36 protein-coding genes are annotated in these 22,431 nt (G+C 38.3%); 28 read left to right on the plus strand and 8 right to left on the minus strand.

The window, feature by feature from the left end; translation table 11 throughout:
• Nucleotides 1-27 precede the first annotated feature (27 nt).
• A complete protein-coding gene (locus MuYL_RS11460; RefSeq protein WP_094570702.1) occupies nucleotides 28-408 on the plus strand; it encodes a DoxX family protein in 381 nt (126 codons plus the stop codon).
• Nucleotides 409-607: 199 nt separating this feature from the next.
• On the opposite strand, the gene MuYL_RS11465 is transcribed toward MuYL_RS11460, so the two are convergent.
• On the minus strand, nucleotides 608-1,345 hold the full coding sequence (locus MuYL_RS11465) for a LytR/AlgR family response regulator transcription factor (RefSeq protein WP_094570703.1): 738 nt from the start codon (nucleotides 1,343-1,345) through the stop codon (nucleotides 608-610).
• Between the two features lie 15 nt (nucleotides 1,346-1,360).
• Entirely contained in the window at nucleotides 1,361-2,380 is a 1,020-nt protein-coding gene (locus MuYL_RS11470; protein WP_094570704.1) for a sensor histidine kinase, read from the minus strand.
• 206 nt (nucleotides 2,381-2,586) lie between these two features.
• Between MuYL_RS11470 and MuYL_RS11475 the strand changes: the two genes are divergently transcribed.
• Both MuYL_RS11475 and MuYL_RS11480 read left to right on the plus strand, forming a co-directional pair.
• The gene (locus MuYL_RS11475) at nucleotides 2,587-3,651 is read left to right on the plus strand and encodes a S41 family peptidase (RefSeq protein ID WP_094570705.1); all 1,065 of its coding nucleotides are present in this window, start codon (nucleotides 2,587-2,589) and stop codon (nucleotides 3,649-3,651) included.
• Nucleotides 3,652-3,672: 21 nt separating this feature from the next.
• On the plus strand, nucleotides 3,673-4,821 hold the full coding sequence (locus MuYL_RS11480; protein ID WP_094570706.1) for a hypothetical protein: 1,149 nt from the start codon (nucleotides 3,673-3,675) through the stop codon (nucleotides 4,819-4,821).
• Nucleotides 4,822-4,965: 144 nt separating this feature from the next.
• Here MuYL_RS11480 and MuYL_RS11485 read toward each other — a convergent pair whose 3' ends face one another.
• From MuYL_RS11485 to MuYL_RS11505, 5 genes are all read right to left on the minus strand, one after another.
• Entirely contained in the window at nucleotides 4,966-5,451 is a 486-nt protein-coding gene (locus MuYL_RS11485; RefSeq protein WP_094570707.1) for an Arm DNA-binding domain-containing protein, read from the minus strand.
• Nucleotides 5,452-5,590: 139 nt separating this feature from the next.
• Nucleotides 5,591-5,785 (minus strand): hypothetical protein, encoded by a 195-nt coding sequence (locus MuYL_RS11490; RefSeq protein WP_094570708.1) that lies wholly within the window; start codon nucleotides 5,783-5,785, stop codon nucleotides 5,591-5,593.
• Nucleotides 5,786-5,840: 55 nt separating this feature from the next.
• On the minus strand, nucleotides 5,841-6,383 hold the full coding sequence (locus MuYL_RS11495) for a hypothetical protein (protein ID WP_094570709.1): 543 nt from the start codon (nucleotides 6,381-6,383) through the stop codon (nucleotides 5,841-5,843).
• 2 nt (nucleotides 6,384-6,385) lie between these two features.
• Nucleotides 6,386-6,778, minus strand: a complete 393-nt coding sequence (locus MuYL_RS11500; RefSeq protein WP_094570710.1) for a hypothetical protein — start codon at nucleotides 6,776-6,778, stop codon at nucleotides 6,386-6,388.
• A gap of 17 nt (nucleotides 6,779-6,795) precedes the next feature.
• On the minus strand, nucleotides 6,796-7,593 hold the full coding sequence (locus MuYL_RS11505) for a hypothetical protein (RefSeq protein WP_094570711.1): 798 nt from the start codon (nucleotides 7,591-7,593) through the stop codon (nucleotides 6,796-6,798).
• Nucleotides 7,594-7,710: 117 nt separating this feature from the next.
• Here MuYL_RS11505 and MuYL_RS11510 point away from each other — a divergent pair, with 117 nt between their 5' ends.
• The 12 genes from MuYL_RS11510 to MuYL_RS11560 all read left to right on the plus strand — a co-directional run bounded on the left by MuYL_RS11510 (nucleotide 7,711) and on the right by MuYL_RS11560 (nucleotide 12,336).
• Nucleotides 7,711-7,929: a hypothetical protein gene (locus MuYL_RS11510; protein WP_094570712.1), complete on the plus strand. Its 219-nt coding sequence runs from the start codon at nucleotides 7,711-7,713 to the stop codon at nucleotides 7,927-7,929.
• A 206-nt stretch (nucleotides 7,930-8,135) separates the two neighbouring features.
• Nucleotides 8,136-8,453: a hypothetical protein gene (locus MuYL_RS11515; protein WP_094570713.1), complete on the plus strand. Its 318-nt coding sequence runs from the start codon at nucleotides 8,136-8,138 to the stop codon at nucleotides 8,451-8,453.
• Nucleotides 8,454-8,546: 93 nt separating this feature from the next.
• A complete protein-coding gene (locus MuYL_RS11520) occupies nucleotides 8,547-8,762 on the plus strand; it encodes a hypothetical protein (protein ID WP_094570714.1) in 216 nt (71 codons plus the stop codon).
• A gap of 33 nt (nucleotides 8,763-8,795) precedes the next feature.
• Nucleotides 8,796-8,978 (plus strand): hypothetical protein, encoded by a 183-nt coding sequence (locus MuYL_RS11525; RefSeq protein WP_094570715.1) that lies wholly within the window; start codon nucleotides 8,796-8,798, stop codon nucleotides 8,976-8,978.
• 32 nt (nucleotides 8,979-9,010) lie between these two features.
• Nucleotides 9,011-9,202 (plus strand): hypothetical protein, encoded by a 192-nt coding sequence (locus tag MuYL_RS11530; protein WP_157740780.1) that lies wholly within the window; start codon nucleotides 9,011-9,013, stop codon nucleotides 9,200-9,202.
• Nucleotides 9,203-9,274: 72 nt separating this feature from the next.
• Nucleotides 9,275-9,448 (plus strand): DUF1660 family phage protein, encoded by a 174-nt coding sequence (locus tag MuYL_RS23865; RefSeq protein WP_094570717.1) that lies wholly within the window; start codon nucleotides 9,275-9,277, stop codon nucleotides 9,446-9,448.
• Between the two features lie 4 nt (nucleotides 9,449-9,452).
• On the plus strand, nucleotides 9,453-9,761 hold the full coding sequence (locus tag MuYL_RS11540) for a hypothetical protein (protein ID WP_094570718.1): 309 nt from the start codon (nucleotides 9,453-9,455) through the stop codon (nucleotides 9,759-9,761).
• A 15-nt stretch (nucleotides 9,762-9,776) separates the two neighbouring features.
• Complete coding sequence (locus MuYL_RS11545) at nucleotides 9,777-10,163, plus strand: hypothetical protein (RefSeq protein WP_094570719.1); 387 nt, start codon at nucleotides 9,777-9,779, stop codon at nucleotides 10,161-10,163.
• Entirely contained in the window at nucleotides 10,163-10,909 is a 747-nt protein-coding gene (locus tag MuYL_RS11550; protein WP_094570720.1) for a YqaJ viral recombinase family protein, read from the plus strand. The genes MuYL_RS11545 and MuYL_RS11550 overlap by 1 nt, the downstream gene beginning before the upstream one ends.
• Nucleotides 10,906-11,046: a hypothetical protein gene (locus MuYL_RS23195; protein ID WP_157740782.1), complete on the plus strand. Its 141-nt coding sequence runs from the start codon at nucleotides 10,906-10,908 to the stop codon at nucleotides 11,044-11,046. Before MuYL_RS11550 ends, MuYL_RS23195 begins: the two co-directional genes overlap by 4 nt.
• A gap of 102 nt (nucleotides 11,047-11,148) precedes the next feature.
• Complete coding sequence (locus tag MuYL_RS11555; protein WP_094570721.1) at nucleotides 11,149-11,757, plus strand: hypothetical protein; 609 nt, start codon at nucleotides 11,149-11,151, stop codon at nucleotides 11,755-11,757.
• Between the two features lie 3 nt (nucleotides 11,758-11,760).
• On the plus strand, nucleotides 11,761-12,336 hold the full coding sequence (locus tag MuYL_RS11560) for a hypothetical protein (protein ID WP_094570722.1): 576 nt from the start codon (nucleotides 11,761-11,763) through the stop codon (nucleotides 12,334-12,336).
• Between the two features lie 9 nt (nucleotides 12,337-12,345).
• Here MuYL_RS11560 and MuYL_RS11565 read toward each other — a convergent pair whose 3' ends face one another.
• The gene (locus MuYL_RS11565) at nucleotides 12,346-12,558 is read right to left on the minus strand and encodes a hypothetical protein (protein ID WP_094570723.1); all 213 of its coding nucleotides are present in this window, start codon (nucleotides 12,556-12,558) and stop codon (nucleotides 12,346-12,348) included.
• 273 nt (nucleotides 12,559-12,831) lie between these two features.
• On the opposite strand from MuYL_RS11565, the gene MuYL_RS11570 reads away from it, so the two are divergent.
• The 13 genes from MuYL_RS11570 (at nucleotide 12,832) to MuYL_RS23200 (ending at nucleotide 22,426) form a co-directional block, all read left to right on the plus strand.
• Nucleotides 12,832-13,074 (plus strand): hypothetical protein, encoded by a 243-nt coding sequence (locus MuYL_RS11570; RefSeq protein ID WP_094570724.1) that lies wholly within the window; start codon nucleotides 12,832-12,834, stop codon nucleotides 13,072-13,074.
• A 95-nt stretch (nucleotides 13,075-13,169) separates the two neighbouring features.
• Entirely contained in the window at nucleotides 13,170-13,952 is a 783-nt protein-coding gene (locus tag MuYL_RS11575; protein WP_094570725.1) for a hypothetical protein, read from the plus strand.
• Nucleotides 13,949-15,337 (plus strand): replicative DNA helicase, encoded by a 1,389-nt coding sequence (dnaB, locus tag MuYL_RS11580; RefSeq protein WP_094570726.1) that lies wholly within the window; start codon nucleotides 13,949-13,951, stop codon nucleotides 15,335-15,337. The genes MuYL_RS11575 and dnaB overlap by 4 nt, the downstream gene beginning before the upstream one ends.
• Nucleotides 15,337-15,633 (plus strand): GIY-YIG nuclease family protein, encoded by a 297-nt coding sequence (locus tag MuYL_RS11585; protein ID WP_094570727.1) that lies wholly within the window; start codon nucleotides 15,337-15,339, stop codon nucleotides 15,631-15,633. Before dnaB ends, MuYL_RS11585 begins: the two co-directional genes overlap by 1 nt.
• Before the next feature lie 195 nt (nucleotides 15,634-15,828).
• On the plus strand, nucleotides 15,829-16,233 hold the full coding sequence (locus MuYL_RS11595; protein ID WP_094570729.1) for a hypothetical protein: 405 nt from the start codon (nucleotides 15,829-15,831) through the stop codon (nucleotides 16,231-16,233).
• 88 nt (nucleotides 16,234-16,321) lie between these two features.
• Nucleotides 16,322-18,877 (plus strand): DNA methyltransferase, encoded by a 2,556-nt coding sequence (locus MuYL_RS11600; RefSeq protein WP_094570730.1) that lies wholly within the window; start codon nucleotides 16,322-16,324, stop codon nucleotides 18,875-18,877.
• Nucleotides 18,874-19,764 (plus strand): DNA cytosine methyltransferase, encoded by an 891-nt coding sequence (locus tag MuYL_RS11605; RefSeq protein ID WP_094570731.1) that lies wholly within the window; start codon nucleotides 18,874-18,876, stop codon nucleotides 19,762-19,764. Before MuYL_RS11600 ends, MuYL_RS11605 begins: the two co-directional genes overlap by 4 nt.
• Before the next feature lie 69 nt (nucleotides 19,765-19,833).
• On the plus strand, nucleotides 19,834-20,151 hold the full coding sequence (locus MuYL_RS11610) for a hypothetical protein (protein ID WP_094570732.1): 318 nt from the start codon (nucleotides 19,834-19,836) through the stop codon (nucleotides 20,149-20,151).
• Entirely contained in the window at nucleotides 20,141-20,401 is a 261-nt protein-coding gene (locus MuYL_RS11615; protein WP_094570733.1) for a hypothetical protein, read from the plus strand. The genes MuYL_RS11610 and MuYL_RS11615 overlap by 11 nt, the downstream gene beginning before the upstream one ends.
• A 54-nt stretch (nucleotides 20,402-20,455) precedes the next feature.
• Nucleotides 20,456-21,064 (plus strand): hypothetical protein, encoded by a 609-nt coding sequence (locus MuYL_RS11620; RefSeq protein ID WP_094570734.1) that lies wholly within the window; start codon nucleotides 20,456-20,458, stop codon nucleotides 21,062-21,064.
• A complete protein-coding gene (locus MuYL_RS11625) occupies nucleotides 21,061-21,921 on the plus strand; it encodes a hypothetical protein (RefSeq protein ID WP_094570735.1) in 861 nt (286 codons plus the stop codon). The genes MuYL_RS11620 and MuYL_RS11625 overlap by 4 nt, the downstream gene beginning before the upstream one ends.
• 17 nt (nucleotides 21,922-21,938) lie before the next feature.
• Nucleotides 21,939-22,283 carry a MazG nucleotide pyrophosphohydrolase domain-containing protein gene (locus tag MuYL_RS11630; protein WP_094570736.1) on the plus strand — a complete coding sequence of 115 codons (345 nt, stop codon included), beginning with the start codon at nucleotides 21,939-21,941 and terminating at the stop codon, nucleotides 22,281-22,283.
• Between the two features lie 2 nt (nucleotides 22,284-22,285).
• Nucleotides 22,286-22,426 (plus strand): hypothetical protein, encoded by a 141-nt coding sequence (locus tag MuYL_RS23200; RefSeq protein WP_157740784.1) that lies wholly within the window; start codon nucleotides 22,286-22,288, stop codon nucleotides 22,424-22,426.
• Nucleotides 22,427-22,431: the final 5 nt, after the last annotated feature.

Consider the following 22,431-nt stretch of genomic DNA (forward strand, 5'->3'; position numbering starts at 1 on the left):
ATTAACGCACAATTTAAACTTACGGAAATGAAAAAAGATAAAATCATTTTTTGGACAACTACAATTATAATTTTCCTTTTTGAAGGGGTAATGCCCGCGCTTACTTCACAAACAGAACCTGCAAAAGAAGGGATCAGGCACCTGGGTTACCCGGCCTACTTTGGAAATGCATTGGTAGTATTTAAAGTTTTAGGTACAATAGTTTTGATAATCCCCCAAATTCCGAAACGGTTAAAAGAATGGGCTTACGCAGGCTTTGCATTTGACTTTTTATTTGCGTCAATAAGTTACTTTGCAGTTGAAGGCTTGGTAGGCCTCGCTTTTTTTCCGTTGATATTTTTGGGAATTTTAACCATTTCCTACATCTACTATCACAAAATAAATAACGCTTTCACAACCCCAATTTAGGGGGCATTCCTGGCCGCTTAAACATTAGAAAGGTGAACTTTTTTCGAAATAGACAAGTGTATATTTCATAACGCCTCATTATCAGTTGCTTGCTGATGTTTTATAGTTAAGCACTTAAAATTCTCAAAAATCGTTCGTCCCCTGAAAGTAAAATCCCTACGCGATATTACCGCCAAACTATAATTTGATCTCAAGTTTCTTATTCAAAATCCCTGATTTTTTTGAAAAAACTAGTACGGTAGGTTTCACCGATCGGTATAGCTTGCTCGCCTATAAAAAGGGTATGACCATCAATCATCCTGATCTTATCTATCGAAACAATATATGATTTATGCACCCTGTAAAACGGAGGCTGAGGTAGCTGCTCACTCAGGTCGCGCAAGCTTTGATAGGTCACCAGTCTTTGCGATGAAGTAAAAATGGAAACATAGTTTTTAAGGCCTTCAATGTACAATATCTCGTTGAAATCTATTTTGAGGAATTTGTTTTTATTTTCTCCTTTAATAAACATATAATGCGGTTCTGTGTGGGGCACAATTGGCGGCGTTCTGTCCGGAAAGCCTGTGGCGAAGCTTCGTGCTGCAGTGATCTGATTGAAGGCTTTTTGTGCAGCTTTTAAAAACCGATCGAAAGCAATTGGTTTTAAAAGGTAATCTATTACGTCATTTTCAAAACCATCAAGCGCATACTGGGAATAGGCGGTGGTTAAAATCACTTTACATTTATTGCCACAAAGTTTTAAGAACTGGATGCCGGTGAGTTCCGGCATCTGGATATCTAGAAAAACCAGGTCTATATCTCCACTTTGAATCCTGCTTAGCGCCTCAATTGCGTTGGTGGTAATACCTGCAAGTTCCAGATAAGGTACTTTAGCGATATAATCGGCTATCATTTTGGTAGCGTAAGCTTCGTCGTCAACGGCAAGGCAGCGTATCATTTTTTCTTATTAACGTTAATTATTACTGTCAGTTAATCTGATATTCAGCGTTGCTTTGTAAGTTTCACCGTTATTGCTGATTAATAGTTCAAAACCGTCCGGATAGATTAATTCCAGCCGGCGTTTGATATTCAGCAGTCCGATACCGCTGGAAGTGTCCTTTTGGCTATGACTGATCTTATTACTTACCACCATGGAGAGCAACTGACCTGTTGTGCTGATCAATATCTTTACCGGCCTTTGTGCATCATTAACCACCCCGTGTTTAAAGGCGTTTTCTACAAAAGGTATCAGTATCAGTGACGCAACCTTTTTTTCGTTAAAATTGCCGGTTGTTTTAAATTCAACAAAAAAGTCCTCCTCAAAACGCAGGCGATAGATCTCGATATAATTTTCTAAATACTCAATTTCCTGTTGCAGGTTAAGCATGCCATCAATACTGTTATTGAGCATGTAGCGCATGAGCTGCGAAAGTTTAATGATAGCATCAGCCACCTTTTCTGATACAGGGTAAGCTAACGAATATAAGTAATTGAGCGTATTGTATAAAAAATGGGGGTTTATCTGTGTTTTTAAAAACAGCAGCTCTGCACGTATTTTTTCCTGTTTCAATTGTTCTGTTTCCTGTTCCTTATGGTAAGTATCCATTAGTGCCCAGGCAATAAAGCTGAATAAAATGGGCTGCATGGCCCGCCACCAGTTATCACTGATATAGTAAAGCAACTTTACGGATGGATCGTAATTGCCATATCCAAGCAACCATAAATAGATCACTTCTTCAATCAGGTAGCGGCAACCGACAAATAAGCCATCGGCTATGATCAGCCCTGAAATAAGCAGCGGAAGCTTCTTTAACTTTAAAAACCTCGGATAGACAAAAAAGAAACAGAAAGAAAATTCAACAAAACTGGCTAAAAGGTTCGACCATACATAAGGCTGGGAACCCCTGCTATTGGCTATGTTATCAATATACAGGTAAAGCGTATAACAGGCCCATGCCAACAGATAGTAAATGGCTACCCGATTTCTTTTCATGATCCAAATATATATCAACAGCAGCTAACACTAAGGTTTTATTATCCCAACAGGCCTTTTCGTTATACCAAAGCTTTTACATCGGCTACTAAAATGATATAGCGCTTCAAAGCGGCTTTGGGATAATACTTTGGGGCTTTGGGATAACAAAATTTAGCAGGCGGGATAGCCTGGGCATATTTGTACCGTACAAAAAAATAACGATAATGAAAACTATAAACCTTTTACGATTTGTAATACTATTTGCATTTGTGTTAAATAATGGAACGGTTAAGGCACAGCAGGCAGATAGCGCACGCCACCTGATAGATACACTGTTGCAATTCAGCAAGAATAACTCACTTTTCAGCAGCCAGGCCAACTGGAAAAAAATAGCAGACAGTGTGCGTTTTAAAGCTGCAAACGCAGGCACCATTAAAGAAGCTTTACCTGCCGTTCAGCTACTTTATCAATTATTGGGTGACTACCATGGCTTTATTACCTATAACAATAGATACTACGGCTGGCAGGGAAACAATAAACCGCTGGATAAAACAACACACGCCATACTGATAAAGAAGATAAAGGAGGGGTATCAACTAAAAAAGGAAACACTCGAAAAAGGCTATGGATACCTGCTCATCCCGGATAATAACCCCACGCACCATGGCGCGGTTAACGAAATAGCCAGGCAGATCAGGGATTCGCTGGCGGCGCTTGATCCGGCAAAATTAAAAGGCCTGGTCATCGATTTGCGGTTAAACCCCGGCGGTGATATGTATGCCATGATAGGTGGCTTAACCAATTTATTTGAACCCGGTAAATTAGGCGCATTTATTTTCCCCGGGACAAATAAAGAAGAAAGCTGGAATGTTAAGAGCAGCAACGCTGTTGATAAGGTATATAGCGGGTCGGATACGGTATGTACCATCAACCGGCGGGGTAAAGCATTATACAATTTAAAAGTTGTGGTATTGATAGGCCCTTATACCTGCAGTTCGGGTGAGGCACTGGCCATCTCCTTTAAAGGCCGGGGAAACACCTGGTTTATCGGTGAAAATACCGGTGGATATACCACTTCTAATACTTCCTTTCAATACACCAATGAGATAGGTGTATTTGTAGCTACAGCAGTAGAAGCCGATCGGAACGGACACGTGTACGCCGATGACGTTAAACCCGATGACGAGCTGATAGCGGGTGATGATTTTGATAATTTAAAAAACGACCTGAAGGTAATCGCCGCCCTCAAATGGCTTAAGCATAAATCGCATCACCCTCTCTTTCAATAACCCTGATCAATATTAAAGCAAATGAAAAAAAACCTTTTATTAGTAGTACTTCTGGCATCGAATTTAAGCTTCAGCCAGACAAAGAAAACCCTTACCGACGCGGATAAATTGAACAAGTGTATCGCAGCTAACACCAGCTATTTTACCTTTAACGGGCAGCAGCCGGTTGGCAAAGGCTGGGATACTCTAGAAAATTTGTTTGCCGATAACCAGTTTGTTGCCTGGGGTGAATATCATAATTCTCCCTTACTTTCCCAATTAACAGCTTGTGCCCTGGCAAGCGCCAGCAAACACGGTTATAAGAAATGGTGCGTTGAAACAGGCCCTTTTGCAGCATCAGAATTAATGCGGATCTCGCGTGCTGAAAGCCCGGCAGATACATTAGAACAGCTGTACAGAGACGGGTATCCGCAAATCGGTACTTTCCCGTTTTTCAGCACCCGGGAAGACGCCCAGATGCTGCTTGCCGCCAATAAATTTAATTTTACCATCTGGGGGATCGATCAGGAATTTCAAATGAGTTTTCCTTACTGCCTTGGCAAAGTTTACTATGCGCAATCGAATAATTTACGACAACGCTATAAAGCCGTTTACGATAGCTTACAAGCCAGGTGGTGGTACCCGAGTACGCAGCTTTTAGATAGCTTTAGGAACGTCATCCCCCAAAGGCGATATAAAACCGTTTTGAACGCGGTTAATATCTCTAAAGAAATTTACCGCAACAATGACAACGCAGGCCGTGCCATTTTGATGAAGAATAATTTCTTTAAATATTATGATCATGCATCTAAAAACGAAAAAGTGTTTTTTAAAATGGGAAACAATCATTTAGCTAAAGGAATGAATTTGCAAACCAACTTGTATGATATCGGCAACGCTGTTTACGAACTTGCCCAACACAATAAAACTGGGTTCGCCAACGTATATTTAATGGTACGATATACTTTTGAAAATGCTAAGTTAGTGGATGATTTTGTCAGCGATGAAAAAGAGAACCCGAGCGTGTTTTTAAAATTGTATGATAAGGACAAATGGGTTTTGCTTGATCTCAGGCCATTAAAGGTCCGATACGATAACTCCCTATCAAGGGATGCTTATCAGGTCATCGAGAAATATGATTATGTTTTGATCTCGCCCGAGATCCTTAAAATTGAAGAACGGAAAAAATAAAAACATAGGCGTACTGAGGAGCACTTACACTGCACCAATTAATCAAAGTCCTAACTCCTTAGAAAGAGAAACGTCCTACATATTAAAGCGGGAAGCAATAAAATAATTATAAATCATGATGAAATTAATCATAATTGGCGAGGCTTAACAAAAATTTAACCAATCGTCGGCCACCCGATATTTACACATGATGAAATTCTGCGTGTGTTTTAGTGATGTTTCATATCTGGTAGCAGTGCCGGCGGAAAATTCGTTTCCTATCAATGCATTTACTTGACGGTTACGTTCTTTGAAAATCTCGAGCATAAACCTCGCCTTTTGCTCTTTGCCTAAATAGGTATCTTTTAGGCGTTGGGTAGTTAATTTTTCTTCTTTTTGATTGAGCGCCTGCTGAGCGGCATACATATTTGCCCTGAATTGATCAAGGTAAGTGTTTGGGGATTTGACGTTCTCCTTAGTTTCTTTCATCCGACCGGCAGCAATATTCCACTCCAGAGGGTCAACTTCACAGTTGGCGGAAAGTTTTGATCTATAGCCATTTACAGTTATTCTTGCGTAAATTGGTATCGGGCCCGATTCGTAATTTTTGGGTTTTTTGAGTTGAAAAAGTAAGCTGAAATTTGACTGCATAATTTTGTTAAAAAAAAGGTGACAAAATTAGCTTTGCAGATACTTTTGCGCAAGATGTTCATTTTTTTTTAACTTATTGTAAATCAATTGATTATACGCTATTCGGTGAGTGGCATTTTAAGAACGCTAACTCACCGAATCACTCACCAGAATAACTGTAAATAATGGTCGTTTTAGCGCGCTTTTTAACCAAAAAAGCCTGCAAATCATACGATTTGTAGGCTTTTTGGTCATTTGATAGTGAAATCAGTGGAGCCGGAGGGATTCGAAAAATCGTGCTATCCTCTAAAACCTCGTTTAAAGCGTTTTTAAGCGGTTTTTTATTTTGTTTCATATATAAAAAAATACGTTTTGGCAGTGGATTGGCAGTGGCAAATATTGTATTTAACCTAATCCTGCCATGATGTTAATCTACCATTTCTGAAATAGTAGTATTCTGTAGCGCTTGGTAGAAAATCATCCCTATATACCCATTGCGATTCATCTCCGAATGAATAGTGACTTGAATTAATTATTGTAGGGTATTTACCATCTTTTATATCCAAAATCATATCTTCAGTCATTCCAATTGTAATATCTTTTGCCACTACCAACGGGCCATATTTCTTGCCATACTTCTTAATTAATTTTGAAATAAGCTTTACCTGATTATGCAGATAATTTACAGCATAATCTAAGTTTTTTGCACTGTCTAAATCCTTAGAATTTATTAAAACATCTTTACCGTGAAATTCAATATAGTAATATGGGGCAATCCTAATGTTCTTTAAGTAAACCGTATCCCCAGCATGAATAGTTCCGATTATCTTTTTTGAATTAATATTTCTAAATGGCATATCTTTAATGCTAATCACTTCAGTAGGAAATATATTTTGACCATTGGCAGTTTTAAAAAATAAAATAATTCCAACCAACATAATCAATACTTTCATTGCTATTTAAAATTATTAGCTGTGAACGTAACTAGTATTTTAACATCATAATTACCATCATTAGACGGCCCGTGAACGCCATCTTTAGCAATTAATTTACCATTTGCATATACTGATATTATATACCTATCATCTGCAAAACTCATATTCCCCATCATTTCTGGTTGAATTTTATCTCCAATATTAACAGTAGTATTAATTATCAACGAGTCTTTTTGATTATCGTATTTTTTTATATCTCCTGTTAAAAGGTTTGTGATTAAAATGGTAGAAGGATGCGATCCTGGATAGAATTTAAATGTAACGTTATTTATCACAGACTTTTTAGAAGTATCTTTTTTGCAAGAGATAACACATAAGCAAATTGCTAAATAGATAAAGAATAGGTTTTTCATTGTTTTATAATTTATTATTAAGGTTTAACCATAAAATGATGTACAGCAAATAACTGAGCTATATCAGATAGTTTTAATATTTCATCTTCATATTTTGGATTAATTGAGTGAATGGTAATAAGTCCTTTTTCAACATCATGGTCAACTATATTTTTTATCAAAATACCGTCTGTTTCATGAACTATTACCCAGTGCTTTACTTTGTTAATATGAAGTTTGTTTTTCCAATGATGATGAGGAAGCTCTCTTGCTATAGCCAGCCATCCCGGCAGCGCTAACATGTGAAGTAAACTTTCTTCTGTGGTCATCATGCTATCACCTACAATTTCAAAAGCCATATAGTGGCCCCGGAATTCCTTTTCAACATCAATTGATATAGTTCTCAAATCTTCATAAAATTCAGGATCCTGAAACCCTCTCAAATAACCGCCGCGGGCCTTTTGCCCGGCAATAACTTTAATACGCATTCTGATTATACCATCTTCCCTATGTTCAAACTTGGAGCCATCATTATTATAATCGTTCGGGTCTGAAGCGAGATATAAAGGTTCGGCTTCTATTCTGGGGTTTTTTACATTGGATTCCTGATTTTGAGGTTTATTTTCCACATGTAAAATATTATCGCTTCGTTTTTCATTTGTAAAAACATTTGGATAGGCTGATAGTAGTTTTTCTCTGAAAATAGCATTTAAAGGTTCTCTCCTTAGATGATGCCCAAGGTTTTGTCTTGTCATTTTTAGCTTGTCAGCTACGGAATTGATCTCAATACCAGCGCCTTTAAGCTTTTTTTTAAGGTTTTCACCCTCTTTTTCCATTGGTAAAATGTGTTGATAAATTTTATGTAAAATATTTTACATTTTATTTTGCATTTGTAAAATGTAATATTACATTTGTCATGTTATATAAGCAAACATAATTAAATATAATCAACAATGGAAACAATCCAAATGCCAAAAAGCAGAGCTGAACAACTTAATGAATTGGAAGTTGGAGGAAGCTTGCCAATCGAAAATGAAGATCGTAAGAGTTGGGCAAACACAATTACACGTGTCCACTCAGATACAATCAAGCAATTCACGATCCGTACCGACCGGGATGAAAACAAGCAAACCCGCGTATGGCGATTAAAAGACATCCAGGCAGCCAGCTAAAATTTAAGCTATGCAAATCGTTCACTCTGCTTTTGATGAAGTAATCAAGCCAAAAACAATAAAGCGCTGTAAGGATCGCAGGTTTATTGAGGCTTTAGTTATCAAAATCACTTTGGAAAACAACGAGAGAGTTAGAAAACAGAAACAATCATAAACAAGAAAGGCCCCGCAACGAACAGGGCCAATCATTAAATATCAAAATTAAGATGAGCACAAATTTAGCAACAAAAATTGAAACAATGGCAACGCTAACCGTAGTGTACAGTGCCAAGCCCTTTTATTATGTGGAGGAAGCCACAATAGAGGGAAAGAATGTAAGCGTAAGCTACTTTGATGAAAACATTGAAGAATGGGATACAGTAACCTCAAAAGTGCCTGTAAAGGCTTTATTAGAGTTTGTTAATGAATTCTACCGGGTAGCTGAAGAAACCGACAACCGTAGTGATTTTGAATACCTGCAGGATAACCTTGAAGCAGTTGTAAGGGATTACTTAAATCATGGAAAGGGTGTTAGCCATGTATAGTTTACTTCAATACCTGATGGCAACCCTATTTTTTGTAGCCCTTGTATTTTTCATTTGGCATTGTGCTAAAATAATAGAAAGGGCTTTTAAGAAATGAATAGCGGGATTCTATTAACCATTATCGCATGCTGTATTGTGCTGATAATATGCGGGGTATGCACTTACATAACCATAACCCTTTACATAGAGGCAAAGCAGGAAAATAAAGCCCTTGAAGACCTTTTAAAAAGGTCAAAAGAAAACGAGGAAGCAAGCCAATATATTATCAATAAGCGAATCGCTTACCTCGAAAAGTACAAAGAAAACTAATCAATTTTTTTTCACTCAAAATCTCAAATTATCATGCAAGGAACTGTAAGAGAAATCTACTCGGTTGAAAACTCTCAATTCACCACAGTAGAAAGCCTACGGGCTATTCAAAGGGCAAAAGAAATAGCATTATCTACTAAAACAAAAGTTAAGGTTTTTTTAAATGGCAATCCGCTTTACCTGGTTGATCGTAAAGGAAACCTTGCAGCAGCTTAACCATATTATAAACACTTAAGATCATGAACAAAATGGAAACATTATTAGAAGCAGTTGAAACTGCGATCAATGCCGAAAATACCAATATTGAATACCACGAAAAACAACTTGCCTACCATTCTGAATACCATACTAAAGCTAAAGAAGAATCTGAACAAAGGAAGGCTACGCTGATAAGGGAATTATCGCTTTTGAAAGAATTATTGGACGAAGTGCCAGCTTAAAAATAACCATCGCCGATAACCACCTCAACGCTCGCAAGGCTTGAGGTTTTCCCGGCAAAAACCTATAGTAAAATGAAATCAACCCTGATAAAACTGATTTGCCTAATGTTCGGGCACGATTGGCGCCGCCCTCTATACTACCAAAGAAAATGTGTAAGGTGCCACAAAATGCAGGTAAGAACCAATTACCATACATGGGAAAATTACCAACCAGTTATTAAGGAAATAAAACCAATAGAAAATTAAAAATATGGAAGATTTTAAAGGAACACCTGGACCATGGGGAGTAACCCATGTTGTTGAAGGGCATAAGCCTGGAATTGATGCCTATCAAAATGGTAAGCCTACAAAAACAGTAATTCTATGGGCTACTGCAGAAGAATGGGCTGGAATCATAAATGAAGGGTCTGAACAATTAGCCAATGCAAATCTAATAGCCGCTGCACCGGAATTATTAGATGCTTTACAAAACCTTATTAAATGGAAAGTTGGAACGGTAAACCATTACCGGGCTTACAATGATGCTCAATCAGCAATTAACAAAGCACTTGGATTATAAAACAAAAAACCAATAATGGAAACTCAATCAAATACCAAAATTACAACTGCATCTGTACGGGTAATGCAGAGCTTTAATTATTCAAACTTTGAAGTATCAATGTCGCTGGAAAACCCTGATGGAGTTACTCAATTAGATATTGATCAAGCGAGAATGCAAGCCCAGGCACTGACCAATAAGGCTGTAAGGGATTACCAAGAGGATAGGCAAATTGATATTAAACAGGGTGCTGAAAGTGAGCGTAAAAAATTACTGGGCAAAATTGGAGATATCAAAGCTTCAATACCTAAAAGAGAAATAACAGATCCTTCCGAAGTAGAGAAGATTGCTAACCTTCCGCTTTATACTCCACCTGCAAAAAAAGCTATCTCCAAAAAGCCTGTTACCAAAAAAGTTAAGTAATGGAAGAAATCCAATTCATACAGCCTCATACTACTGAATGGGATGAGGCGCGGCTCGGTCGTTTAACATCTTCGGAGATTCATAAGATATTTGTGAAGCCCCGAAGTAAGAGCGAACGGTTTTCAGAAGGTGCCGAAACCTACATCTATGAGAAGATAGCCGAACACCTTACAAGGGAATGTAAAAAGGTGCCTGAAACGGAAGCTATTTTAAGAGGCTTGGCAGAGGAGCAATACGCAAGGGAAAGGTATGTTCAGATAACCGGCCATGAAGTAACTGACAGCTGCTTTATAGCCTACAATTCAATATTTGGCGGGACGAATGACGGAAACATTATCATAGATAAAAAGCACAAAGGCATTATAGAAATAAAATGCCCTGACAGTAAAAAGTTTGTTGAAATATGTGCCTGTCAAAGCGCTGAAGAACTTGGCAAAATTGATAAGCAATACAAACACCAACCACAGGCTAACATCTTTATTTCCGGTGCTGAATTCTGTGATTTTGTGGCCTATGATGATCGGGTAAGAATACCTGAGCTTCAATTAAAAATAATTCGCATTTATCCTGATATGGAATGGCAAAAAGAATTTAAATCCCTGATAGGGGATGTTGCCGAAATGATGAATGAAAAGCTAACGGCCATACTAAATACACCCGAAAATAATTTACAGTTCAAAGCCTCAAAAATAGATAACTCAAAGCTTGAGGGTTTGACTCAAACACTTAATCAATTGAGCGCATGATAAACGATAGAATTAAGGTAACAGGGGGAAACGTGAAAGGCACAGATGAAGTTAAGGCGATAAATCTCGTTATCGTAAGCCGTAAAGGATTCACAACGCCTCACCACGAGTTGGAAACGCCGACAGTACGCAGATAAAAGCCCGTCCTACTGTATTGGTTCGATACCAGTTTCTATCGCGCCAACCCCATAGCTCTCAAGGCATGGGGATTTGGCAGTAAACGATAAATTATTTTCATCATGACAGATTCATCTAAAATCAAAAAGGACATCCGAAGTATAATCTTCGTGTCCTCTGCAAAAACAATTATTAAACACCAGGTAAATTTTCAGCCGCTAAATCACAATAAGCCGGTTGATGAAGAAATCCCCCTAAAGTCAAACATGGAACGCCATGATGATTTTAACAGGGCAATGGACCGGTTTAAAGTTCACCTTATGGTAAGAGCCGAATTGGTTGAGCCCAAAGACAGATTAGGAAAGGTTATTACTAAAGAGTTTTTCGATGATCATATTTTTGAAGAAGATGATCGCTTTGCAGGGGTTGAAGTTGAGGCGATAATTTTCACCACAAAAACCGATACCACTTCTTTCCAAATTGTCGGCACTAAAACCACTGTTGATGGTGAAGTAATTCATTTAAAATCACCTGTGATCTCAACATTAACGCTACCTGATGGATATAACTATCCGCTGCGTATTCTGGCTGATGAACATAAAGAAACATTGCTTTTAGAAGCTCAGGAGTTTTTGAAATACAAGTCGAACGCCATGACCTTGTTTAGTTCACCTAATGTTTCAAAGCCGCTGCCTAAAAAGGCCGCTGCCGCCACACCAGCTTTCAACTAAGCTATGGAAAATCAGACCGAGCTTTACAAAGCAACAGAAGCACAGCATTTGATTGTGTCCATACGTGCTATGAACCCTTGTAAAGCTCGTACTGAAGCTGTATTGCAGCTTCAAAAGCAAGCAGAGAATTGGATAACAGAAAACGCCCATTTAGGTATTTACATAAAAGGAAACGTACCCAGTTCAAAGAATTCAAAGGAAATAGGGATGTACAAAAAATATGTTCCGGATCCTGATAATCCAATGAACACGAAAGGAATATTAAAAGAATTCCATACACTGCAAGATTCAGCCACAACCAAAGAATACAGGCTCGTTTCACGCCCTCAATGGATAGATAATAAGCGCAAGTTTAAAAGTCTGTCAGAGGGGCTAAAAATGCCTCTAAATGTAGAGTTCACTTTTATACGGGATAGCATGCGTAGGTTCGACTATCATAATGCCGTTCAAGTATGTGCTGATGTAATGGTTGAATGCGGGTATATAACCGATGATGAAACCTGTTATTTAAAGCCTGTTTTCGGTGAAGTATTCTATTCAAAAAGCCTTGCAGGGGTAGTAATGAAAGTTTTAAAATAATCAATAATATTATGAGCGAAGAAATTTATAATCCACTATCATGTGACCACCGCAAACCAAACGGTTTATCTGCTTACGGTTTCCTTTCTGGTTTATCAGGTAGTGGCCCAAATTTGCGTTACCAACATAACCTATCAGTATGCCTAAGGTGCGGTGAAATACGTGTACAGGGCTTTGAATTGATTGATGGCAAAATACATAGGTATTACCGTGAGTTTTCATTATACTATCCTGATGCGGTCGCGGCAATTGTCAAGAACTGCAACTACATGAACAGAGAAACAGAGGGATATACACCTTTTACGCAAGAAAAATGAACATCCCAATATACCAGGAGCCAAAAGAGCTTTCAGAATATCAAATGGAGAATTGCATTTTCTGTAACGAGCAAACAATATACTGGACAGTTGACCCGGAAATAAATAGGCCTGTATGTCCTTTATGTAGTGTAGTGAATTCAACTTTAGATATACCAAAAGCACCATACAATTACTGATGGATTTAAAAGAAATTTTCGAGTTGGATTTTAATCCTAAAAGGGAATTTACAGTAGTGTTTCAGCCAATAAAAAAGCCAGGAACTGAACGCAAAAGATTTTTGATTTCTATCAATAGGTTACCCGATTATATTGGTGAAAATTGGACGATTTATGCTGTTAGAAAAATGCTAAATATGATGGGCAACAAAGACCGCATTAAAATACGCCATATAGGCTTTATAGACGCATACAGAAAGTAAAGCTGATGCAATACTCATTAAGCTTGTAAAGATGGCTTAAAACGCAAAAAATACTAAAAGTAAATTCGGTTTAATATATCAACCCTAACTAACCAATGAACGCACTACGAAATACATTAACTCAAGACGCCTTTTGGCAGATAAATAAAGCCCTTGTTTCGGCATTTGGAATAGAGGGTGCCGTTGTGTTAACCGACCTGATAGAGAAATATTATCACTTTTCTGATCGAAAACAAACAATAAAAAGGGATGAAAAAGATTGGTTTTTTTTTACCGCTGAAGATATACAGGACACTTTTAAAATTAGTTATAAAGTTCAAAAGAGAGTTCTGATGGAATTAAGAGATAAAAACCTAATAGAGACTAAGGTTATGCAGGTGCCAGCTAAAGTACATATTCATCTTTGTGAGCGAAATGTGCTTAAATTCTTAAATGAAGCCAGTATTGCCCAAACGTCAAAACTGGAATTGCCCAAACGGCAATACTTGAATTGCCCAAAAGGAAAAACTAACTATAATAATACTATAGATAATAATTCTTTATTTAACAATAAAGAATATGATGTTTTTGAAGAATTTGTTGAAACCTTTAATAAAATCAGAAAAGCAAAATTCAAACCCCTTGATAAACTTCGCCCTGTTTTCGCTAAACGATTAAAGACTTATTCAAAAGAAGACATCCTTCATGCGCTCACAAACGCTATGGCAACCCAACATCACATTGATAACAAATTCAATGATCTAACCCCTGAATTCATTTTAAGGGAAGATAAGCTGGAGAAATACATCAACTACAATTCAAAAAAAGAATCACAGGTAAAGGAAGCGCCGGCACCGGCTGTTATTGATCATCGTACCCGCGCACTTAAACCAAGATGAGTAGGAATCAAACAAATTATTCAGGATTAGGAAAATTACCTCCGCAGTCCATCGAACTTGAAGAAGCTGTCTTAGGTGCGATAATGGAGATGGATGTTATCTCAACAGTTATTGACATGTTGAGGCCGGAGATGTTCTACAAAACAAATCATCAAATTATTTATTCAGTAATGCTTTCACTTGCAAAGCAAAACGAACCCATAGATGAATTAACCGTTATTGCCACGCTACGGGCTTCAGGAGAGCTTGAAAGCGTTGGAGGCATGTTCTATGTCACCGAACTGACAAGACGCGTTGCAAGCGCTGCAAACATCGAATTCAATGCCCGTATCATAGTTCAAAAGTTTTTAGCCAGGGAAGTTATAAGAATTTCAACCGAGGCTATACAGACAGCTTATGAAGATACCACAGATGTACTGGAACTGGTTGAACAAGTAGAGAAAAATATCTATGACTTATCATCCCATAAAAACAGCAAAAAGCAAAGTAAAATATCTGACGTGGTTGATGAGTGTATAGAAATTTTAAGCACCCCGATTAAAAACGGATTAACAGGTATTCCTACAGGCCTTACGAATTTGGATAAATTAACCAATGGTTGGCAGGATACGGACTTAATCATAATTGCAGCCCGGCCAGCGATGGGAAAAACGGCTTTTGTATTGCATTGCGCCAAATATCCGGCAATCAAATTAAATAAACCTGTTTTGCTTTTCTCACTTGAAATGTCAGAAGTTCAATTGGGTAACAGGATGATTGCAGATGAAGCCGGTATTTGCTTAGATGATATTCAAAAAAGGAATTTAAGCCCGTACGATAAAGAAAAGGTTATTAGCCTTACCCGTAATCTTAAAAAATCGCCACTGATCATAGATGATACCCCGGCACTTAACATTTTAGAATTTCGGGCTAAATGCCGAAGGGCAAAGCAGCAGCATGATATTAAATTAATCATAATCGACTACCTGCAGTTGATGGTAGGGGATGCTGGAAACCGAAACGGAAACCGGGAACAGGAGATAGGTAGCATTTCAAGAATGTTAAAAGCGGTGGCAAAAGAGTTGAAAGTCCCTGTTATCGCTTTATCTCAATTAAGCCGTAAGGTTGAGGAACGTGCCAATAAAATGCCGATGCTATCTGATATCAGGGAATCAGGATCTATCGAACAGGATGCGGACATGGTTATCTTCCTGCATAGACCCGAATACTACGGAATAACAGAGTTTGAAGGTAAAAGTGTGGTCGGTAAGCTATCTGCCATAATTGCAAAGCATCGTAACGGTGTATGTGATACCGCCCAGCTCGACCTTAATGCAGCTTATATGCGCTTAACAGATTGGGAAATTGATTTTGAACCAACAGAACTGAAAGGAGAATCATTTTAATGAAAAGGTACTTTTTTGTTTATGCCAATGAGGAAAGAACGCTGCTGCATGCAGGGGTAACAAGTGATATAGTAAAAACAATGAAGTTTTATGATGGGCTTATAACCTTATTGCCAAAGCCTAAAAAACTAAACTACCTGGTTTACCTTGAGGATACGGTTTTGGAAGTAATAGCACAAAAAAAGCTAATAGAATTCGGGGGTATGAAGCAAGTAGAAAAGGTAAAGCTGGTTGAATCAGTAAATCCTCAATTTATTGAAATAACAGCCGAAAGTTTGCAGCATCAGGGATGGTAAAGTTTCAAGATACCTTAAACCTTTGGTATGTGAAATTTAGGAAAATGAAGCTTGGAGAAAAGTTAGACATTCAAACAGTAGGTAAACGGGACCCGAAACTGTTCTTAGACATCTGTAAAAGCTTTATAGATGAGAATGCAGACTTTGAATTGAGTAACGATAAAAAGTATTTAAAGAGAATTAACAAATTTTAAGATGATTAAACTAAATACTGGTACACCGAAAAATTTAGGGATTGCTAACGGCATTGAGCCATGCCCATTTTGTGGAGCTAATGAGGGCGAAAATGGGCCTATACTTGGGCAAGATGGTCATAGATGGATGATTACTTGTTTAAGTTGTAATGTTCAATTTATTGACGATAGAAAGGATAAAGTACAATCGCATTGGAACAGGCGGGAAGGAATGGTGAAAAAGGATGAGGTGGTGAAGTTAATACAATACAAAATAAATCACCACGGGGCCGAGGAAGCAATAAAAGGTCAGATACTTGATGACCCGCGCCATCATAATGATAAAGAGCTATTTGCAGAAATAAACGAGCACAGAGCTTTTAAAAAGGAATTAACTGAACTTTTAACCCAAATAAATGAATTATAAGATTTATTAAAATAAATTACCGCAAATAAAAATTAACAAACAAGAGTAGGAAACCTAAAAAAAACAACGACATCATGAACACACCAAAATGACAACTACCGGATACACCAATCCTAAAACAAAAGCATACATCGAAGAATGTATAAAAAGAAAAATAATATCAACCCCTAAAACAGGATTTCAAGTTCCTGAAGGTGATTTTTGCGAACACCTAAAACCACATCAAAAGGACAGTATATCATTTGCAGCTGAAGGCGGTTGCCGCGCTATCTTCAATAGTTGGGGACTTGGCAAAACCCGCATTCAATTATGGCTTGCAAAGCTTTGTATTAAGCACACAGGCCAATCTTTTATTCAAGGCCTACCATTAGGTGTAGTTACCGAATTTTACGATGAGGCTGAAATATTAGGCTTGAAAGTTTACTACGTAACCAATCAGGCTGAAGTACTTAAAATTGAACTTGAAACCGGTTCCCCTCAAATATTCCTGTCAAATTACGAAAGGATCCGTGAGGGTAATTTCGACCCCAAACACTTTGGCGGTTCATCATTGGATGAGGGTTACGCAATCAGGAACCTTGATACAGAAACCACTGATTACATGATGAGTGAATTTCGGGCAATACCTTTCCGTTGGGTTGCCACCGCGACTCCGGCACCGAACGACTACACCGAAATTCTTAACTATGCTCACTACTTAGGCATAATGGATCGGGGCCAGGCCTTAACGCGCTGGTTCCAGCGTAACAGCACAACGGCCGGCGACTTAACCCTCTACGAACATAAAAAATATGAGTTTTGGTTATGGTTCAGAAGCTGGAGCATAACAATTCAATATCCATCCGATTTAGGTCATGATGACACCGGTTACCAGCTGCCGGAGCTTACGGTTAATTACCACGAAGTAAGTATATCCGAAAGAACACAAAAAGCAGACCGTGACGGGAACGTAGCTATGTTTGCTAATCCAAGTAAGGGAGTAGTAGAAAGTAGCCGTGAGAAGCGGGATAGTATCACTGCAAGGGTAAACAAAGCACTTGAGATAATAGCTGACAGTCCGGATGACCATTTTATTTTATGGCATGACCTTGAAGATGAGCGCAAACTCTTAGAAAAGCTTTTACCTGAATGCAAATCGATTTACGGTTCTCAAACAAGGGAGAAAAAAGAGCAACTTATCCAAGGTTTCAAAAAAGGTGAGTATAAGTATTGCGCCACAAAACCAACAATCACAGGTTCAGGATGTAATTTTCAGCATCATTGCCACCGAGCCATATTCGTTGGCATAGGCTATAAGTTCAAAGACTTCATTCAGGCAATACACCGTATTTTCAGGTTCATGCAAAAATATGGGGTAGTGATTGACATCATCCATACTGATGCTGAAAGGGAAATCTTAAAAGATCTTCTCCGTAAATGGAATGACCATAATGAAATGGTTGCCACTCAAACTGAATTGCTTAAAAAGTACGGCTTGCATGGAAATATTACCGATGATCTACTCCGTACAATCGGTGTAGAACGCGAAGTATTTGAGGGTGATGGTTTCAAGTATGTTTATAATGATTGTGTTTTAGAAGCCCAAAACGAACCTGATAACAGCATCGATTTACAATTCAGCTCTTATCCTTTCAGTGACCAATACGAATACAGCTGTAGCTATCATGACATGGGCCATAATAACGGCGATAGTGAATTCTTTGAGCAGTTAGATTGGTTGACACCGGAAGCCTACCGAACATTGAAGCCAGGGCGTGTTTCAGTCATTCATGTAAAAGACAGGATCCGGTTTAGTTATCAGAATGGCGTGGGCTTCACATCACTGAATGATTTCAGCGGCCGGGTAGTAGCCCATATGGAAAAGCACGGGTTTTTCCTTTTAGGAAAGCATGTGATAACTACAGACGTAGTAAGGGAAAATAGCTCTACTTACCGTTTGGGTTGGAGCGAACAATGTAAGGATGCTACTAAAATGGGATGTGGATCACCTGAGTACTTATTGGTATTCCGCAAACCGCCGTCCGATACCAGCAACGCATACGCTGATAACCCTGTCACAAAAAGCAAAGATGAATACACCCGCGCCCGTTGGCAACTTGACGCGCATGCTTTTTGGAAATCATCAGGCGACCGCTATTTAACCCCTGAAGAATTAAGGCAGCTTGACCATAGCCAAATAGCTATGATTTGGAAAGAATACGACCAAACACACATTTACGACCATGAAAAGCATGTAGCTATTTGTGAGGAACTGGATAAAGCCGGGAAACTACCATCGAGCTTTATGGCCGTTGCCCCTGCATCAACAAATGATGGCGTTTGGGATGACATCAACCGAATGCACACCCTTAACACTACCCAAGCATTGAAGAAGCGTGAAAAGCATGTATGCCCACTTCAAATTGATATTACCAGGCGTGTTATCACTCGATATTCAAATAAAGGAGACAAAGTAAAAGATTGGTTTTCGGGCATTGGTACAGTTCCGCTCATAGCTTACGAGTTGGAGCGAATAGGAGAGGGAACTGAGCTCAACTATCAGTACTGGAAAGACGGTCAAATTTATTTCAAAGAAATAGCCCATAAAAAAAGCGTTCCAACATTATTTGGAGTAATGGGAATTAAAGCGGGGGATGCAGCATGATTTATAAACCAACAGTTAACGGTTTTTTCTCCGGCGCTGGAGGGATGGAATTAGGCTTGCAGCAAGCCGGTTTAATTCTTAATCAATCATTAGACCTTGACAGCGAAGCAACCGACTGTATGAAGCTTAACCCTCATTACTTTAATCACATCGTATTGAATGAGGATATAAAGGATAAAACAGTTTTGAGCCAGCCTGACTGTGATGTTATTGTTGGGACATACCCATGCACTAAATACAGCGCCATTGCAGATATACACGGCACCCGAACCGGTGATGATTTGTTTTTACACTTCTTTAGGCAGGTAGCTATTAAGCAGCCTGCCGCCTACGTGGTTGAAAATGTGCCGGGAATGAAAAAGTTTCAGGTTGTAATGGAAGCTATGACAAAGCTGCCTGATTATTACGTGAATGTTTTTTGCCCGGTCGATGCAAGTAACTGGCTGCCACAAAAACGTAAGCGCCTTATCTTAGTAGGTACCCGGAAACCTTTCTTTATGCAAGCGCCATCACAAGCACCCCGGAGGCCGCGGATAAAAGAAATATTAGAAAAGAACCCGGTTTATGAAATGCCTGATTACGTTTTAAAGCGCATTAACGGCGGGTATAGGGATAAGCCGATAATAGTTGACCCGGAAGATGTAAACGCAATAGCGCCCACATGCGTAGCTCATTATTCTAAAGATTTAGGCACCCGCATGCTGCGAACCAAAGATAACGAACATGGGTTACGCCCTTTTACTATTCGGGAATATGCGAGACTGCAGGGTTTCCCGGATGATTTTGTATTTCCTGATAAACGGTCGTCATACCGGCTTATCGGTAACGCCGTAGCGGTTCAAATGGGTGAATGGGTAGGTGGTCAATTGATGAACTATTTTAATTAAAACAACCGGTATGATAAAGCTACAAATGACCGAAAAGAAAGAGCCGACATTATTAAGTCGGTTCAAATAATGGGTGTGCTTGCTGAAATGATAGCTGTAGAGCATCAAAGTGAATTGGTTGATACAACTTTTAAAAATGCAATTGTCAATCAAAAAGCAAAGCGGATTAAAGCCGATGCACAAGCTATAAAGGTAGACCTGTCAACTAACCAGCGCGTAAACATCAGATTTAATGATGACAACTTTATACAGGACTATGCATGTGAGCTGCACCGGGTATTTACCTACTTTATAGGCTTACCAATTGAGCAAATAAAAACGGTCATGGATAATCTATATGCTTTGAGTATAACGGTTCAGGAGCCGGTAATCGATTATGAAAGCTGATTTTATTGAAGCGGATAGGTTGCTAATGAATAGCTATGAAGATGAGCAATACGCCTTGGTTTTCTATTTAAAACATGGAAATCCAGGGCCTGTATTAAAACAAATAGCTGAAGAAAGGATAAAAGACCTTGAGTTCAAAAAGTCTAAAATGGACCCGGTTAAATATTATCCTGTTAAATCACCAATGCCGCGATTGGAATTTGAAAGAGAATGTGAAACGGTAGGTACTTGTAAAAAGGAACTACTTTAAAAATTAAAAAAAGATTAGGAAACAAAACTTAAAACTACCCATCATGAAACTAACGTGAACACCTCAACAATACCCGGCTTTGTAAAGTACAAAGCCGGTAACAAAGTAATTTATCAAGGAAAAGAAGTCTTCGTTTCCTCAACAAAAAGAACGGATAATAAAATAGTTATCTGCGATGATGAAAACCTGCAAACGGGGTTTAATTATGAACCTGTTTATCCCTATGAATTAAGCCCTGTAAGGCAATTAAGGCAAGGAATAAGCACTAAACCCCAAACACCGGAGAAACGCGCTGAATTAAGCGATATGACAGCGTTTTTTGATTTGTTGGCTCAGATAGTTCCTTTCAACTGTGATAATTGTTTTAAGCCACTATATGCGGTTACTAAAAAATCCAAACGCTGTGTAACTGCACATATTTTCCCTAAAGCTTACTTTGAAAGTATTGCCACAAATCCCGATAATATTTTATTTATGGGAGCCGACTTTATCGGTTGCCCTTGCAATTGCCACGACCGTTGGGATGCGAATTTGGATAGCCGTAAAAAGCTTACACGAGCCTACAGTATAGCATTAATCAGATTTGAAATATTAAAGCCATTCATGACTGATAAAGAATTGGTAGCCGCTTATGAGTATTTGGGATTGGAGGTTGAGGTATGAATGAGGTCGTATTAGATGTTGCAAGTATTGGTTTTGGGGTTCAATCGTCAACAATTTTGTTACTGGCGGCTAATGATATAATTGAACGTCCTGATTATTCTGTTTTCGTTGATCTAAAAAGAGAGAGTATTGAAGTATATGATTATATCGAATATTTCAAACCATATTTAAGAGAAAGGGGGATTGAGGTACAAACTTATTCAACCGTTGATATTTTAGATCATGTTTTAAATTATGAAACCAATGACAGAACATCCGGAATCCCCCTTTGGTTTATTGCACCGTCAACAGGAAAAGTAACAGGATTAAACAGGCAATGTACGTTTGATTTTAAAATAGCATCAGTTGAAAAAACCATTCGTCAACGTTTGGGTCAAAGACAATTAAAAAGACATTCAATAAGAGTTTGGCAAGGAATATCAACTGATGAACTGGGTAGATGCAAAGCTCTATATACTGGTAAGTTCAGGATCAATCATTATCCTTTAATCGACATCTATGCAAATATAACCGCTCCAGGCAATAGGTGGGTAAATTATAGTCGGTTTAACTGTATAGAGGCATTCAAAAAAGCTGGCTTAAAAACGCCTCCAAAATCAAGCTGTATATTTTGTCCTTTTCATGATATTTTATATTGGATTCATTTGAGGGATACCCAACCAGCAGAATTTGAACTTTGCTGCCAACTGGATGAGGCTATCAGAAACTATAAAGATTTAGAATACGGGCCTTTTTATCTTTTGAAATGGTGCATCCCATTACGTGATGCTGATTTAGATAAATTGGCTTATAAAAAATTCGGAAATGATGCGAAATTCGATTTTGAAGGATGTAACAGCGGATTTTGCTTTGTGTAATTAAAAAAATTAAAACAATGAACAAAGACTTTAACATACTCGAAAAAGTAATGTGCAATATGGCAGATAATTTTTATCAGCCAGTAGAGTTTCCTTTATACGTTAAAAAATTGGAAAAAGAATTTGCTGAACTAATGGAGCAATTAACCAAAGATGGAACTTTGGATAGTAGTAAAGAATGGCATCATTTTAAAAATGCAGTATTGGACAATTTACCTGAGATAAAAGACGAGCTGGCAGATGTGCTTTGTTTCCTGCTAAGAATATCCAATAGCTTCAAAATATCCGGTACTGAATTACTGCATCATGCTATGTCTAAAATGGTAAGAAGAATTGGGGATGAAAACTATAACCGCGTTTAGCTATGTTAGAAATTGAACTGGAAGAAAAGTTGATGCAGGCGATTGCCATTATCGAAAGCCTATTGAATAACCCAACCGCGGAAACAATAAAAATAGCTCAAAATTTTGTTGAAGAAAATGGGCAGGAAATCAACCTTATTTAATTGCA

It is taken from the genome of Mucilaginibacter xinganensis (assembly GCF_002257585.1).
Lineage (GTDB): Bacteria > Bacteroidota > Bacteroidia > Sphingobacteriales > Sphingobacteriaceae > Mucilaginibacter > Mucilaginibacter xinganensis.

Coding starts and splice junctions, on each gene's coding strand:
- MuYL_RS11460 (WP_094570702.1), top strand. CDS start 28: ATGAAAAAAGATAAAATCATTTTTTGGACAACTACAATTATAATTTTC.
- MuYL_RS11465 (WP_094570703.1), bottom strand. CDS start 1,345: ATGATACGCTGCCTTGCCGTTGACGACGAAGCTTACGCTACCAAAATG.
- MuYL_RS11470 (WP_094570704.1), bottom strand. CDS start 2,380: ATGAAAAGAAATCGGGTAGCCATTTACTATCTGTTGGCATGGGCCTGT.
- MuYL_RS11475 (WP_094570705.1), top strand. CDS start 2,587: ATGAAAACTATAAACCTTTTACGATTTGTAATACTATTTGCATTTGTG.
- MuYL_RS11480 (WP_094570706.1), top strand. CDS start 3,673: ATGAAAAAAAACCTTTTATTAGTAGTACTTCTGGCATCGAATTTAAGC.
- MuYL_RS11485 (WP_094570707.1), bottom strand. CDS start 5,451: ATGCAGTCAAATTTCAGCTTACTTTTTCAACTCAAAAAACCCAAAAAT.
- MuYL_RS11490 (WP_094570708.1), bottom strand. CDS start 5,785: ATGAAACAAAATAAAAAACCGCTTAAAAACGCTTTAAACGAGGTTTTA.
- MuYL_RS11495 (WP_094570709.1), bottom strand. CDS start 6,383: ATGAAAGTATTGATTATGTTGGTTGGAATTATTTTATTTTTTAAAACT.
- MuYL_RS11500 (WP_094570710.1), bottom strand. CDS start 6,778: ATGAAAAACCTATTCTTTATCTATTTAGCAATTTGCTTATGTGTTATC.
- MuYL_RS11505 (WP_094570711.1), bottom strand. CDS start 7,593: ATGGAAAAAGAGGGTGAAAACCTTAAAAAAAAGCTTAAAGGCGCTGGT.
- MuYL_RS11510 (WP_094570712.1), top strand. CDS start 7,711: ATGGAAACAATCCAAATGCCAAAAAGCAGAGCTGAACAACTTAATGAA.
- MuYL_RS11515 (WP_094570713.1), top strand. CDS start 8,136: ATGAGCACAAATTTAGCAACAAAAATTGAAACAATGGCAACGCTAACC.
- MuYL_RS11520 (WP_094570714.1), top strand. CDS start 8,547: ATGAATAGCGGGATTCTATTAACCATTATCGCATGCTGTATTGTGCTG.
- MuYL_RS11525 (WP_094570715.1), top strand. CDS start 8,796: ATGCAAGGAACTGTAAGAGAAATCTACTCGGTTGAAAACTCTCAATTC.
- MuYL_RS11530 (WP_157740780.1), top strand. CDS start 9,011: ATGGAAACATTATTAGAAGCAGTTGAAACTGCGATCAATGCCGAAAAT.
- MuYL_RS23865 (WP_094570717.1), top strand. CDS start 9,275: ATGAAATCAACCCTGATAAAACTGATTTGCCTAATGTTCGGGCACGAT.
- MuYL_RS11540 (WP_094570718.1), top strand. CDS start 9,453: ATGGAAGATTTTAAAGGAACACCTGGACCATGGGGAGTAACCCATGTT.
- MuYL_RS11545 (WP_094570719.1), top strand. CDS start 9,777: ATGGAAACTCAATCAAATACCAAAATTACAACTGCATCTGTACGGGTA.
- MuYL_RS11550 (WP_094570720.1), top strand. CDS start 10,163: ATGGAAGAAATCCAATTCATACAGCCTCATACTACTGAATGGGATGAG.
- MuYL_RS23195 (WP_157740782.1), top strand. CDS start 10,906: ATGATAAACGATAGAATTAAGGTAACAGGGGGAAACGTGAAAGGCACA.
- MuYL_RS11555 (WP_094570721.1), top strand. CDS start 11,149: ATGACAGATTCATCTAAAATCAAAAAGGACATCCGAAGTATAATCTTC.
- MuYL_RS11560 (WP_094570722.1), top strand. CDS start 11,761: ATGGAAAATCAGACCGAGCTTTACAAAGCAACAGAAGCACAGCATTTG.
- MuYL_RS11565 (WP_094570723.1), bottom strand. CDS start 12,558: ATGAAAACTCACGGTAATACCTATGTATTTTGCCATCAATCAATTCAA.
- MuYL_RS11570 (WP_094570724.1), top strand. CDS start 12,832: ATGGATTTAAAAGAAATTTTCGAGTTGGATTTTAATCCTAAAAGGGAA.
- MuYL_RS11575 (WP_094570725.1), top strand. CDS start 13,170: ATGAACGCACTACGAAATACATTAACTCAAGACGCCTTTTGGCAGATA.
- dnaB (WP_094570726.1), top strand. CDS start 13,949: ATGAGTAGGAATCAAACAAATTATTCAGGATTAGGAAAATTACCTCCG.
- MuYL_RS11585 (WP_094570727.1), top strand. CDS start 15,337: ATGAAAAGGTACTTTTTTGTTTATGCCAATGAGGAAAGAACGCTGCTG.
- MuYL_RS11595 (WP_094570729.1), top strand. CDS start 15,829: ATGATTAAACTAAATACTGGTACACCGAAAAATTTAGGGATTGCTAAC.
- MuYL_RS11600 (WP_094570730.1), top strand. CDS start 16,322: ATGACAACTACCGGATACACCAATCCTAAAACAAAAGCATACATCGAA.
- MuYL_RS11605 (WP_094570731.1), top strand. CDS start 18,874: ATGATTTATAAACCAACAGTTAACGGTTTTTTCTCCGGCGCTGGAGGG.
- MuYL_RS11610 (WP_094570732.1), top strand. CDS start 19,834: ATGGGTGTGCTTGCTGAAATGATAGCTGTAGAGCATCAAAGTGAATTG.
- MuYL_RS11615 (WP_094570733.1), top strand. CDS start 20,141: ATGAAAGCTGATTTTATTGAAGCGGATAGGTTGCTAATGAATAGCTAT.
- MuYL_RS11625 (WP_094570735.1), top strand. CDS start 21,061: ATGAATGAGGTCGTATTAGATGTTGCAAGTATTGGTTTTGGGGTTCAA.
- MuYL_RS11630 (WP_094570736.1), top strand. CDS start 21,939: ATGAACAAAGACTTTAACATACTCGAAAAAGTAATGTGCAATATGGCA.
- MuYL_RS23200 (WP_157740784.1), top strand. CDS start 22,286: ATGTTAGAAATTGAACTGGAAGAAAAGTTGATGCAGGCGATTGCCATT.